This window comes from Tessaracoccus bendigoensis DSM 12906, from assembly GCF_900141915.1.
GTDB classification, from domain to species: Bacteria; Actinomycetota; Actinomycetes; order Propionibacteriales; family Propionibacteriaceae; genus Arachnia; species Arachnia bendigoensis.
This window is the reverse complement of record NZ_FQZG01000022.1, coordinates 43,370-55,819: the sequence shown is the minus strand read 5'-3', so window position 1 is coordinate 55,819 and position 12,450 is coordinate 43,370. Positions and strand designations below refer to the sequence as shown.

Here is a 12,450-nt window from a genome sequence, read left to right as displayed (position 1 = left end):
CGACAGCCTCCCTGATCGCCTCCAACGCACCAACCCGGTCCCCCACCTCCGAAAGCCGGGCAGCCAAGTTGTTCAACCAGCCCGCCAATGCGGCCCAGTCCGCCTCTCCGGGACGTTCCGGCATCACCGGTTTCGTGGCCTGGGTAGCGACCAGCGCAAGACCTCTCAGCGCTCCATGCCCGGATTGGATACCCGTCAACTCATCCAATGGCAGGGGGGTGTCGGGACGCCTCGCCAGCACCTCCAGCGCGCTTGCGAACACGCCGCCTTGGCGCAGGGCGTGCGAGAGCGATATCGGCCACATCTCAGGCCGCACTGACAGGCACTCCTCGGCCAGGTTGGCTGCCATCTGTCTGTCAAACTGCGCCGCCCGGGAAACCACCTCGGTGGCGCGTTCCCACTGCCGCAGCACACCCTGGAGGTTCCGCTCGAAGGCCTGCTGACGCAACCTCGTCGCGGACTCCCCAGGAGATTCGGGAAGGCGCGGAAGGATCCGGTCCACCAAGGTCGGCTCCCTGCGACATTCGCGGAGCAGCAGATGCTCCCCGATCGGGTCTGGCCGCACAGCGAGTCCGCCGGACGGCTCATCCAGCAGCCGCCCGAGCACCTCGCCAAGGAGCCCCCACGCGGGCTCGCCCTTCTCCGGCTCGCCCAGCCGCCCCAGCACATCCCTGACCTCGTCCGGCGCGGGCGCAACCAGCGTCAGCGTCGCACCCACTACTGCCAGGCGATTTCGAGACACCTGCCACTGATTCCTCAAGTGTCCTTCGATCGCGTCCTCCCAGTAGCGGAACTCGCGGTTCAGGATCTCGTCGTAAAGATCGGCACGCGTCTTCGGTGCCCCCTGATCATGCTCGACATGCGTCGTGGCGGCCAGCCACGCCTGAGCAACCACATCCAGCGTCGTCCAGTTCGTCTGCGTCGCCAGGGCGGAAAATCCCTCACCTGAAGATCGCCCGGCGGGTGCGAACTTCTGGAAGGTTCGCAAATACACAAGTCCCGGATTACCGTGGCGCCGAGCCAACGCGAGTGCCAAATCGCGACGCACTCCCAAGTTGTCGCGTTGCAAGGCGCTATCCAGATCCTGCAACCACTGTCCCTCGGCGCGGGCCGTGAAGACCACCCTCGTCGAATATTCGCGCATTGCCAGTCGTTCCAAGAGCCGCAGCAACTGCTCCGGTGAGCACTCGTCGGCGTAGTCCACCACCGCCAGCACCGGGGACACCACACCGGACAACCAGTCCAGGCCAGCCAACCAATCCGCCTCGTCCACCGACGGCTCCTCGGTCACCCCCCGCTCAGCCTCCGGCGACTTGTCCCCGACCTCCTTTCGTTCCCTCTTCATGGAGACGAACCCGGCATACCAACCCTGCCCGGCTAGCCGACGGCACAGTTCCGCAGCCAAATGGGTCTTCCCACTGCCTCCAACCCCTGTGATGACCCCCAACCCGACCTTTGGCACCACCGCAACGGACGGGGAATCACCCTCAGCCGCCGCGATGGGATCAGACCAGTCGATCAGGGTGTGCAACTCCTCACGCGGCAGGAACGGCACCCGGCCCGAACGGGCCTTGATCTGCGTCAGCGGACTCAACTCATTCACGGGTTCGGTGTATGGGGAGGACAACACCGAGAATGCTGGCTTCGGCCACTCGGGCAGCTCCATACCGTGTCGTGCGCGACGCGCCTCCCCCGCGTCTGCGCCAAGGCTCCACCACCAGGCGCCGTCGGGCTGCGACGTCGCTGTCAGGACGTCATAGCCCCGGCGAACCGACTCGTCCCACGGCTTCGGCGGCGTCTCGCCATGCCGAGCCAGCGCCTCCACGTCCACCGCGACGAAGGCGCCCGAACCGTCCACGCCCGACCTCAGGGCCTCAAGCACTGAAATCCCGGAATCCAGCGCCGGGGGCGACGTGAACAGCTCTTCTCCGAACGGCCCCTCCTCGCCACCGGCGAGCGACCAGCGCCCGCCCAGCCAGAGGACCACGACCGCATGCGCCGGAGCCGCCGACTTGGAATCCACGACGACCACCATCGGCCACAGGCCCGCATCCAGGCAGGCTCCCGCAAACACCAGCGCCAGGTCGATGCAGGTGCCCTGCCTAGTTCGCGCCAGCACCTGATCCGGTGGCCGCAGCGCCTGCCCGCCCCGCGGACTGATCGTCGGCTCGTGTACGTACCTGATCCCGGCTGCAGCCAACACCTCATAGACGCCCTGCGCCTTTTCCTGAGCCGTGCCACCATCACCCGGGCCGGGCAGTCGCTGCGCCAACCCGGCCGGCAACAGCCTGCGGACGACGTCCGGCAGCACGTAGTCAGCAAGCTGCTCCGGTGCGCTCGCACGATCCCACGGCACCCACCCGGTCATGCCTCCACCACCCCGATCAGGCTCGATGTCTCTACCCGGTCCACGCCTGGAACATGGTCCAGTGACACGGTGAACCGATAACTACCCGGCGGCAGCCCCGGGAGGCCCGCCTCCCAGCCACCGTCCGCCGTCTGTGCGACCTCAAGCCTCATGGCGTCCGCGGGACGGTCCCCTCCATCACCTGGTTCAGCCTTGAGGATCACCTGCGGCACCACCCCGTCATCCACCTCGGCCCCGTTCAGCCGGAGGCCGAGCGCAGTCGAGGTCTCCACGCGCACTACGTCGTAGTCCAGACCGATCCAGGCCTCGTCCTCATCGGAACCACCACGCACGTTGCCCTTGCCGTCCTGTTCGAACTGCGCCACGTAAGCGACCGCCCGGTCCGAGTCCGCCATTGCCAGATGATGCTCCGGCGACCAAGTCCGCTCATTGACCGATTCCCGCTCGACCGGGGTTGCGGAGAGGCTGGGCACAGTCCCATCGCCACCCTTCCAACCCTTGGTATCGAACCAATCGGGGTCGTCCTTGCTCACCCGCAGACGTCCATCCCTGTCCACGAACGCGCTCGACAAGGTCCCGTGGCCTGTCGCATAGAAAGCCATGAACGCCGACTGCGGACTCTCCTCCGTGGCGGCCACGCACGCCGTCTCCAACTCCAGGTGCGTCCGGTAGGCAACGCCTGCCCGGTCCCGGAACCAATCTCCCGCACCCTCCCACTCGTGCGGATACAGGATCCCGGCCTCGCTCTTGATCACTCGATAGCGGGGCAGCAGCTCGTACACCGACGGCCAGCCCTGCAGGACCTGTGACGCATCCGTCAACAGATGGCGCGACGCGGCGCCAACCGGCCCCAGCCCGAGGCTGACGCCGTTGACCAACCAATCGAGCGCCTTCGGCGCCCCCCGGTGCGGCGTGCCGACGGTCACCAACCCGTCGCACACCCGGTGCCCGCCCAGCACGCCCCACCACCAGCGGGCCACCAAGCCACCCATCGAATGCCCGACCACGATCACCCTGCGGTTCCCCCGCACACTGTTGATGACTGCCCTGAGCCGCCCGGCGGAGTCGGCCATCGGCTGCCTGAAGTCGTATCCGAACTCCACCAACGACGCCGCCGGGTTCAACACCCCCTGCGGTCCGACTGCGCTCACATCGTCGTTGCTCAACTGAAGGCGGCGCTTCAGCTTCGCGATCAGCCGACCGTAGCTCGCCACCCCCGTCCACGGCAGGGCACCCGAAACCCGGAGCAGCCCGGCGGGCACCAAGGGGTTGTCGATCGCAAGCTCCTCTGCTCGGAATGGCGCCATAGCCAGCGCCCCGAGATCGTGCCCCCAGACCCTGCGTTCCTTACCGTCGACCAGATTGCTGCCCCCGATACCCGGCACCACAACCACCAGATGCTTCAACGACATGGAACCCTCCCCCTTGAGATGCGTCTACCCGCACACTACTGAACAGGATTGGGTGGCTGGGACGATAGGCGACAGCTGGCCATCCTCCGCAGGAGCACAGGGCGGGTGGGCCGCGCTCAACTTCGACGCGTGTCCCGATGCATCGCTCGCTGCTCAGGCCCGCAAGACTGGTCAAGGGTGTGCCGAAGAAGGCATGGGACGGACTTGATGAACCACATCGCCGCCGGAGGTGGCGCCGATTTTGCAAGGATTTTCCCTAGCGCGTTGTCGTTGCGCTACGGTGACCATGTGTTGCTGTACTTCAGAGTGCGGAACTTCCGCTCCTTCGCCAACGAAGCCGAGTTGACGCTGACCTCGCCCAGTCTGCGGACGAACGTGCCCCGCTCGGGGCAGACCTGGGCCGACGTCACGGAGCGAGTCGCAGCGATCTACGGGTCCAACGCCTCCGGCAAGTCCACCCTCCTGGATGCCCTGCACGCGCTCGGGACGGCCATCCGCAGCCCCGGAGTCGGCTCCATCTACCAACCCTCCAGTTCCCGCAAAGAAGAAGACCCGGCCACAGGTTTCGAGATCGGCTTCGTATCCGGGGGTAACCGCTACCACTACGAGGTAGAGGCGGCCGGGTGGGGGATCACACACGAGGCGCTGTACACCTACCCGAAGGCCGCCCGGCGGAAGCTGTTCGTTAGGTCGCAAGACGGAAGCGACGACACACCAACCATCGACAAGGGGGACAGCCTCACGGGGCCGACGGCAGAGGTGGGCAGGATCACCCGCGCCAACACCCTGTTCCTGGCCGTGGCGAATCAATACGGCCACAGCCATCTCGCACCGATCGCCCGCGCATTGATGGACGGGCTTGGGATGGACTACATCACCTTCCGCGACCGCCAAGACGAACAAGTGCTGCGGCGCGTCCTGATGGAGATCATCGCCTCAGATACCCAGGTCGACCTCGTCAAGGCTCTGCTCCAGGCGGCCGACTTGGGGATCGACCACGTCGAGATCCGCAAGGCCAAAATCCCTGAGCACGTTCACAACCGGCTGGTGCGTCTCCTGTCCGCACTGGAGGAGGGGACCGATCCGGGCCAAGTCGACCTGCCAAACCTGACCGACGTGATCGTGTTCTTTCACAAGGGGGAAGAGGGCGACCTCTTCGAGTTGCCGTTGAGTGGCGAAAGCTCCGGGACCCTCACCTGGCTCACCACCGCGTGGCACGTGCTCTCATCCTTGAAACGCGGCAGCCTCCTCCTCGTGGACGAACTCGACGCCAGCCTGCACCCCAAGCTCTCCAGATATCTGGTTCAGCTCTTCATGACACCTCACCTGAATCCATACGGAGCACAACTGGTGTTTTCAACTCACAGCACAGGGCTGCTGGGAAACGCTCCCACCAAGCTGCTTTCGCCACAGAACGTATGGTTCACGGAGAAGGATCCACTGGGCCACTCAGAACTGTTCTCGCTCGCAGACTTCGACAATCGTCCCGGCAACAACAGCGAACGGCGCTACTTGGCGGGACAATTCGGCGCGACACCGGACATCGACGAGCGCCTTATATTGCAACACATCGCCACGCCAGAAGAGGAACCTTCCGTCGATGGTTGAGCGGAGGTCCAGTAGAGGCCACTCCAGGCCGAGCCGAAAGACCAAACGGACCGTTCTCATTGTCACGAACGGCGAACGAACGGAAATGTCCTACCTCTCAGAAGTGAAGTCCCGAGCCCGAAAGGACGAGACCACTATCACCGTGAAGTTCCTGAACGGCTCCCCGGACAGCATCCTGAGAAAGTTGAGCAGCCCCCACGGCGACGTCACGGACTATGACGAGGTTTGGATAGTAGTCGATGAGGATGGCGCGGACCGAACACAATTCCTGCATCAATGTGCGAAGAAGTGCCGGAGGAACCAGACTTGGCAGGCAGTCATCTCACGTCCCTGCTTCGAGGTCTGGCTGATCGCGCATTACACGGCGGTGCGCAACTACGTCGACCAGAACGAGGCGCAGCGTCATTATCGTCAGCTTATCGGAAAGAACGTACCGACCAAGGCCCTCCCGAATACCTTCCCCTTCGACGAGGCACAACAAGCAGTGAGCCGCTCACACCTCCCAAACGATCAGTTGAAAGGGATGGAGGAACTCCCACCATCACCCGGTACGGCTGTTCCATACCTGATGAGGGCGTTGAGACGGGTGGACTTCAAACCATGATTCAAGGAGAAGCGGGTGCCTGGCGGCCTCTCCAGCGTCAGTCTCTCCAGCGTCACTTGGGCAAACAGAAGTAGCTGCCCCTTTCCCTGTTGTTGGCCGTCTCCTGGAATGACGATGATCTGGGGGTCTCGCGTCGTGTGGGGTGGCGACGGGGACTCGAGTGGGTGGGGACGTCGGCGGCGTCATGGTGACGGCCGGTCGAGGCAGCGCTGGCGGACTCGGGTCAGGTTCGTCTCGGTGACTGCGTCCGGGTAGGTCGGCACGGTGACGGCAGCTTGGTCGGGTGCAACACGAGTTGGCCCCTTCCCGGTCTGGGGTGTGGTAGTCAAGAGTGGTTGTCATGATCGTGTGGCAGCAGGACGGAGTCGGACAAGGTGATCGTGGTCGCCTCGCTGCAGCAGGCAGAGACCCTGCTCGATGCCCGGCAGCTGGCGTGCCCGAGCTGCGATGGTGCGCTGACCCCACACGGCCACGGCCGGACCCGCACCGTCCGCGGTGTCGGCACGGACCGGGTCACGGTGACGCCGCGTCGGACCCGCTGCGTCTCCTGCGTGGCGACACACGTGTTGCTGCCCACATATCTGGTGCTGCGTCGAGCCGACACTGTCGAAGTGGTCGGGGCGGCGCTGACGGCGAAAGCACGCGGCGATGGGCACCGCACGATCGCGGCCCGGCTAGGTCGTCCGGTCTCCACAGTGCGCCGCTGGCTGCGACGAGCGCAAGACGGCTCCCACCCCGGGTGGCTGCGTGAGCAAGGCGTGCAACACGCGTATCGCGCCGACCCCGACATCCTCAACTGCCGATAGACATGGCCGACCGACCTGGGCGACGCACTGAACCTGCTCGCCGGGGCTGCAGTGACATACCGGCGGCGATGGAACTCGACATTACCGACGTGGACGTTGATCGGGCTCTTCACCCGCGGCCGACTCCTGCCCCCCGCCGCTGCCGACCTGAGAATCAGGCCCGGCGGCGCTGCCGCGCGCCCTGACCCCGACGTCACCGTGACGACCAGCATGACCTCCGCCGTCACCAGTGACGATCACCAAGTCACCGTGCCGACCACACCCGCGCTCCCATCGTCATCCTGCCTGACTCCGACATCGTCAAATAGCGCGACGGCCAACACCTGCACAAGTTGTCGCATCCAACCAACATAAGGATCGCCTCACAAGAATCCACGGTTGGCGAGAATGCGCCGCAGGCCGGTTTCCGCTGCGTCGCGGCACGGTATGGGCGCCGACACCGGCCTAAGCCGGGCGCCCGCGTCGTTGACCTCAAAGAACTGAGCGAGCATTAGCACCAAATCGACGACGACGACCCGGACCCGCAAACCCGCGTAGCCTTCGTCCACCTCCACGATCCCGCCGATCCGTTCCGCAACGTAGGGTTGGCTCGCCTGCCGACTCCCACGGCTGGTGGTCCGCAGCCGCGGGCGGAACAGGTTTCCCGCCTTGGTCAGGCGCCCGGCTCGGCTCGCCTTGAACGGTAGAGAGTCTTGACCTCAAAAGCCACCAGTTCCCCATCGACGATGGCAACCACGTCCAAGTCCTGTCGCCCCTCGTCGCGGGGCATTCCAGCATCGCCGAGCGCGACAATAATGGCCTCGAAATTCTCCTCAAGCAGTGCTGCGGCGGCCTCCTCACCAAGTGCCCCCAGCTGCGCGTCGGTTGCGCCGTCCAGCTCGGCGTCGAGCCTGCCCTCATCCTCGACGTCGTCGAACCTGTTGCGGAACACCTCGGACTCGCAGCCTTGGGAACCGACGATGGACAACTGCACGAATGCGGGCAGGGTGGATTCGTCGGCGTAGATCGGCAACGCGGCGAACAGCGTGCCATCGGGGGCGGAGAGCGCGCGCGTTTCCATGGCTCGATACCGGCGTCCGGCGCTCGACCAACCGCGGTTGAGGGCTCGGTCCTGTGGGAACAGGTTCGGCCCGTAGCCGCCACCAGCGCTGTACGGCAGGAAGTGGCCGCGATCCAATCGTCGCCCGGCGCAAGTCTCCGGGATTGGGAAACCCCTTTGATAGGTCTCCTCCCGCGCCTGACCGGGACTCGCAGGAGGAGCGACGGCGAGGACAGTGCGGTCGAGCCCGCCCGTCGTATCCACCAGAAACCGGGCACCGTGATACGTGAAATCCCTGAGCAGCGCCCCGGGATGTGCCCCGAGATAGTGGTCGGCGGCGGCGTCGACGACCGCCTCTTGGAGATCACTTCCACCCGTACGAAAACCAGCAAGTTCCCGGCAAAGGTCAACGGTCGACAGGTCACGGTTCACGGGCTCACCACTTGGGCTCAGGGCGCGATGGCGGCCAGCGACGCCTTGCTGGGGCCGCCATCGGCGGCGAGGGTCGGAACGTCGGAGACTCAACACCAATAGAGCTGACCGAGGACCATCGGGGTGTCCATGCCCTGACCGTATCCTCCAAGCCAACGAATGCGGTAGGTCCAGGCCAAGGAATGTTGATGGTCGACGTCGAGGAGGCTGGATACTTCAGCCAGGGTGGCAGACGAACTGGCAGTCGGCGAAACGCCCAGGCAGTACCAGGCAGCGGTCCTGAGGCTGTACCGATCCGAGACCATCAGCGAGGAACGGGCGCTCGACCTCTTGATGGACACTTGGAGCGCGAGCGACTTTCCCGAGCTGCCGTCACCTGACGAGTCCGAAATCTGGCAGTTCATTTCATGACAGCCGTAGGTGGCGACGTAGAACTGGTGTTCGACACCGGGCCGCTCAGCCTCTTGAAGACCGAGTATCGACTCCCTTTCGAGAACGGGGGCTTCGAGCAGTGGGCACGCGCTGAGGGCCTGGTTTGATCCTCGGTTGAGGACATCGCGTCCCAAGATTCCAGCCCTCATTGACCATGGGAGACGCCAACTTCAGCGCTTCCATCGTCTGGGGCGGGAACCGAGGCTCACCCCCGACGCCAAGAAGCCCAGCGCGCGACGCCCCAGACACGGCACCGCCCTTGCCTGATTTGTTTAGTTCAATTTAACTCTCCGAGGGGTGAACCATTTCATCGGCCCGCTAGAGTTTGTTTAGTTCAATTGGGCATCGTTCAGGGTGAACAAGTTAGGAGCGGCCTTGGCCAGGGGACGTCCGTCGAGAGCAACGGTGTACGCGCGGCTCACCGCGCAGCTGGCTGAGTTGCGCGAGCGCTTCGGCGGGTTGCCGTCCCCCGAGGAAGCCACCTACGTCTGGCAGGACATCTGGCACCTGGAGGCCCATCACTCCACGGCGCTGGAGGGGAACACCCTGGTTCTGCGGGAAGTTGAGGCGCTGCTGGACCGCGGCAGGGCCGTCGGCGCCAAACCCTTGCGGGAGTACATGGAGGTCAAGGGCTACGGGGATGCCGCGTCCTGGGTGTACCGGGAGGCCATGGGCGCCGGTGACCGCTCTGCGGCGACGCTGATCACGATCCAAGAGATACGAAACATCCATCACCTCGCCATGACGCCAGTTTGGCAAGTCGACCCGCACCCGGATGCAGCCGACGTGGAGTCACCAGGCAACTACCGTCGTCATGACATCCATCCGTTCGACGAGGGCATGACGCCTCCTTCTTGGCCGCTCGTGCCAGCCGACTTGGATAGATGGGCCAGATTCGTGAACTCGATTCCGGATCGGCTTGAGGCTGGCGCCAACCTCCCGGAACTACTTGCCGAAACCCACAATCACTTCGAACGGATCCACCCGTTCCTGGACGGCAACGGTCGCACCGGCCGGTTGGCACTGAACCTGATCCTCGTACGGATGGGTTTTCCGCCGGTGGTGATCCTGAAGGAGCAACGTGCCAAGTATCTGCGCGCCATGCAGCGGGCCGACGAAGAAGACTACGGCCCACTGGGAGAGATCCTGGCCCGCGGAATGATAGACAACCTCAACCGGTTCATCCTTCCCAGCATTGCCGGTCCCGCGAAGCTCGTCCCTTTGAACGCTCTGGTCGACGCAGACCTCAGCCTCGTCGCCCTCCGGGCGGCGGCCCAACGCGGGCGACTCGATGCCCATCAACGCAGCGACGGACAGTGGCTGAGCACACGGAAGGCCGTCGACACCTACAAGGAGTCGCGTAACAGAAGAGGTCGGAGGAGCTGAGTTGGCCAGGCCTCCTTCCGTGGTGGTGTCGGGACCGCCCTCCGAACATCACCATTGAGCTGGCTAACCGACCCGACGGCCCAACGCCCACAACCACATCTGTCAGTGGGGCACTCTAGGGTGTTGACATGAGCAGTGCTGCCGCCCCCGATGAGCCGTACGACCTTGTCGTGGAGCCAGACGGTACGTCGTGGACCGCGCGGGAGAATCTGACGGAGATCTTGCGTCGGGAGCTGCTCGGGCCGCTCTACGGCGACGACGAGGTGCTGCCGGTCGACCCGAGCACGGCCTACCCACTCGGACGAATCGCGCCGCGTCGGCTGGAGCACGGCCGAGCCGACGATGAGGGGGAGGTGCCAGACGACGAGGACGCCAGCGCGGAGGAGACGCCGGATGGCGAGGACCTCGGCCCCGACGTCGAGGACGGCGACGAGGACGTAGCGCCAAGACGCGGGCTGATGATCCCGGCCTCGATGGGGCTCAGGTTCCAGATCCCGCTCGGCCTGGAGTCGTTCACCGTGCGCGCCTCCTGGGGTAAGTACAACCCGCGTGCCACCGAGAAGGAAGACGATTCCGGTCCCCAGCGGCCCGAATACGTCCGGACCCCGATGGACGTGGCCGTCCGCGTTCGAGTGGCCGACCTGACCGAGGGCACCACTCTCGACTACCCGCTCCTGGACTCCGCGTTGCTACGGATCGACGTCTACTCGGATACCGATCGCCATCTGGTGGAACTGGCGCTGGGCAACGACGCCGAGTACACCAGCCGCATCCCCGTGCATGCCTGGCTGTTCCAGGCCCAGGTACACGTCGAGGCCGACGACCAGGCCGTCTTCCTGCCCGTGCAGGACCCCCTCCAGGACACCGACCTTGACCACGGCGACGACGAGCTGGCCCGGCTGAGCCTGCAGTATCGGGACCGGCTGGAGTTCGCGATCGGGCGCACTTGCTCGGTTTCCTGGCATGAGGTGGCGGGAACCCGACGCGCGGACAGACTCTGGACCACGTGGCTACCCCTGTCCGAGACGCCGCAGACGCAGGCCGCGAGGAACGACGCGGTCTTGACCGACATGTCCCGGCTTGCTGAGGCCTCAGCAGACGAGCTGCGCGCCGGGCTGGAGCCCATCGTCGACGGGTATCGCGTTTGGCTGGACTCACAAGACGAACAGGCGAAGGCGCTGCCGGACCACTTGCGGGAAATGGCGGTGGAGGCCGTCGCGGAGGCCAGGCAGTGGCCAAACGGCTCGCCGACGGCATCGAGTTCCTGCTGGGCGACGAGGAGGCGCTGCGCTGCTTCCGGTTCATGAACAAGGTCATGGCCGCCCAGCGTGTGCGCTCCGAGATCGTGCTGCGCCGCAGTCGCGACCAGGACATCGACGTCAACGCCGCCATCGCCGCGGTGGCCGGGGAGGGTGCGGGCGCACACAGCTGGCGCATGTTCCAGCTCGCGTTCGTGCTCATGCAGCTCCCGGCGCTGTGCGACCCGGCACACAAATACCGCTCCGGGGCAGACCTGGCGCGCGTCGAGCTGCTGTTCTTCCCCACCGGCGGCGGCAAGACTGAGGCCTACCTCGGGCTCGCGGCGTTCGCGTTCGCGATCCGGCGGCGGCAGGGCGTCGTCGACTCGGCCGACGGCCCGCTCGACGGCCGCTTCGGCCTGACGGTCCTGATGCGCTACACGCTTCGCCTGCTCACTGCCCAGCAGTTCCAGCGCGCCTCGACCATGGTGTGCGCCGCCGAGCTGGAGCGCCTGGCGGACCCGGAGACGTGGGGCGACGAGCCGTTTCGGATCGGGCTGTGGGTGGGCACCAAGGTCTCCCCAAACGGGTCGCGGAGGCCGCCGAGCAGCTCACGGCCGCGCTCGACAGCCACTACGACCACGGCCTGACCGTCCTACAGGTCAAGCGCTGTCCCTGGTGCGGCACGCCGATCGGCAAAGAACAGGTGCGGGTCGACCAGACCATCGGCCGCGTGTTCGTCCGCTGCGCCGACCCGTTCGCCGAGTGCCCGTTCTCCGAGGGCGGCGCCGTCGCCGAGGGGCTGCCCATCCTCACCGTCGACGAGGAGATCTATCGTCTGGCCCCCGCCTTCGTGATCGCGACGGTGGACAAGTTCGCCCGCCTGGCCCGCGAGGGCGAGGCGGCGTCGTTGTTCGGGTACGTCTCCCGCAAGTGCGACCGCCACGGCTTCGTCCACCCCGACTACGCCGGTTGCCAGATCAAGGACGGCTCCAAGCACCCCGCCAAGGATGGCCATCCTGCCGCGGCGGTCCGCCCCTGTGGCAGGCTCCGCCCGCCCGATCTGATCATCCAGGACGAACTGCACCTCATCACGGGAGCGCTCGGGACGACGGTGGGGCTGTT

At 65.6% G+C, this 12,450-nt stretch carries 13 protein-coding genes; 8 read left to right on the top strand and 5 right to left on the bottom strand.

The genetic code is table 11. The features are described 5' to 3' along the window. On the bottom strand, nt 1-2,368 hold a 2,368-nt coding region (locus tag BUC15_RS07545), incomplete at its 3' end, for a hypothetical protein (RefSeq protein ID WP_139280147.1). Continuing rightward, nucleotides 2,365-3,780: an alpha/beta hydrolase gene (locus tag BUC15_RS07540; RefSeq protein ID WP_073186917.1), complete on the bottom strand. Its 1,416-nt coding sequence runs from the start codon at nt 3,778-3,780 to the stop codon at nt 2,365-2,367. The genes BUC15_RS07540 and BUC15_RS07545, both read right to left, overlap by 4 nt. Before the next feature lie 207 nt (nt 3,781-3,987). Between BUC15_RS07540 and BUC15_RS07535 the strand changes: the two genes are divergently transcribed. From BUC15_RS07535 to BUC15_RS07525, 3 genes are all read left to right on the top strand, one after another. Continuing rightward, entirely contained in the window at nt 3,988-5,388 is a 1,401-nt protein-coding gene (locus BUC15_RS07535) for an AAA family ATPase (RefSeq protein ID WP_084189436.1), read from the top strand. Further along, nucleotides 5,381-5,992: an RloB family protein gene (locus tag BUC15_RS07530; RefSeq protein WP_073186916.1), complete on the top strand. Its 612-nt coding sequence runs from the start codon at nt 5,381-5,383 to the stop codon at nt 5,990-5,992. Before BUC15_RS07535 ends, BUC15_RS07530 begins: the two co-directional genes overlap by 8 nt. Before the next feature lie 374 nt (nt 5,993-6,366). Beyond that, on the top strand, nt 6,367-6,798 hold the full coding sequence (locus BUC15_RS07525; RefSeq protein WP_073186915.1) for a DUF6431 domain-containing protein: 432 nt from the start codon (nt 6,367-6,369) through the stop codon (nt 6,796-6,798). 362 nt (nt 6,799-7,160) lie between these two features. Here BUC15_RS07525 and BUC15_RS07520 read toward each other — a convergent pair whose 3' ends face one another. Beyond that, nucleotides 7,161-7,352, bottom strand: a complete 192-nt coding sequence (locus tag BUC15_RS07520; protein ID WP_073186914.1) for a hypothetical protein — start codon at nt 7,350-7,352, stop codon at nt 7,161-7,163. A gap of 98 nt (nt 7,353-7,450) precedes the next feature. After that, nucleotides 7,451-7,858, bottom strand: coding sequence for a hypothetical protein (locus tag BUC15_RS19875; protein ID WP_073186913.1), 408 nt, complete (start codon nt 7,856-7,858; stop codon nt 7,451-7,453). Nucleotides 7,859-8,494: 636 nt separating this feature from the next. On the opposite strand from BUC15_RS19875, the gene BUC15_RS07505 reads away from it, so the two are divergent. The 5 genes from BUC15_RS07505 (at nt 8,495) to BUC15_RS20375 (ending at nt 11,975) form a co-directional block, all read left to right on the top strand. Continuing rightward, nucleotides 8,495-8,680, top strand: coding sequence for a hypothetical protein (locus BUC15_RS07505; RefSeq protein WP_073186911.1), 186 nt, complete (start codon nt 8,495-8,497; stop codon nt 8,678-8,680). After that, nucleotides 8,677-8,808 carry a hypothetical protein gene (locus BUC15_RS20975; RefSeq protein WP_281249261.1) on the top strand — a complete coding sequence of 44 codons (132 nt, stop codon included), beginning with the start codon at nt 8,677-8,679 and terminating at the stop codon, nt 8,806-8,808. The genes BUC15_RS07505 and BUC15_RS20975 overlap by 4 nt, the downstream gene beginning before the upstream one ends. Before the next feature lie 268 nt (nt 8,809-9,076). Further along, nucleotides 9,077-10,087, top strand: coding sequence for a Fic family protein (locus tag BUC15_RS07500; RefSeq protein ID WP_073186910.1), 1,011 nt, complete (start codon nt 9,077-9,079; stop codon nt 10,085-10,087). Between the two features lie 128 nt (nt 10,088-10,215). Beyond that, nucleotides 10,216-11,394 (top strand): hypothetical protein, encoded by a 1,179-nt coding sequence (locus tag BUC15_RS20380; protein ID WP_217652153.1) that lies wholly within the window; start codon nt 10,216-10,218, stop codon nt 11,392-11,394. Beyond that, nucleotides 11,319-11,975, top strand: coding sequence for a hypothetical protein (locus BUC15_RS20375; protein ID WP_217652152.1), 657 nt, complete (start codon nt 11,319-11,321; stop codon nt 11,973-11,975). The genes BUC15_RS20380 and BUC15_RS20375 overlap by 76 nt, the downstream gene beginning before the upstream one ends. Nucleotides 11,976-11,980: 5 nt before the next feature. Here BUC15_RS20375 and BUC15_RS20370 read toward each other — a convergent pair whose 3' ends face one another. Beyond that, nucleotides 11,981-12,412, bottom strand: coding sequence for a hypothetical protein (locus BUC15_RS20370; protein WP_217652151.1), 432 nt, complete (start codon nt 12,410-12,412; stop codon nt 11,981-11,983). Between the last annotated feature and the right edge of the window lie 38 nt (nt 12,413-12,450).

Bases quoted from the DNA above. Each gene is read 5' to 3' on its own strand.
- BUC15_RS07540 (WP_073186917.1), bottom strand. From the start codon at position 3,780: ATGTCGTTGAAGCATCTGGTGGTTGTGGTGCCGGGTATCGGGGGCAGC.
- BUC15_RS07535 (WP_084189436.1), top strand. From the start codon at position 3,988: ATGAACCACATCGCCGCCGGAGGTGGCGCCGATTTTGCAAGGATTTTC.
- BUC15_RS07530 (WP_073186916.1), top strand. From the start codon at position 5,381: ATGGTTGAGCGGAGGTCCAGTAGAGGCCACTCCAGGCCGAGCCGAAAG.
- BUC15_RS19875 (WP_073186913.1), bottom strand. From the start codon at position 7,858: ATGGAAACGCGCGCGCTCTCCGCCCCCGATGGCACGCTGTTCGCCGCG.
- BUC15_RS20975 (WP_281249261.1), top strand. From the start codon at position 8,677: ATGACAGCCGTAGGTGGCGACGTAGAACTGGTGTTCGACACCGGGCCG.
- BUC15_RS20380 (WP_217652153.1), top strand. From the start codon at position 10,216: ATGAGCAGTGCTGCCGCCCCCGATGAGCCGTACGACCTTGTCGTGGAG.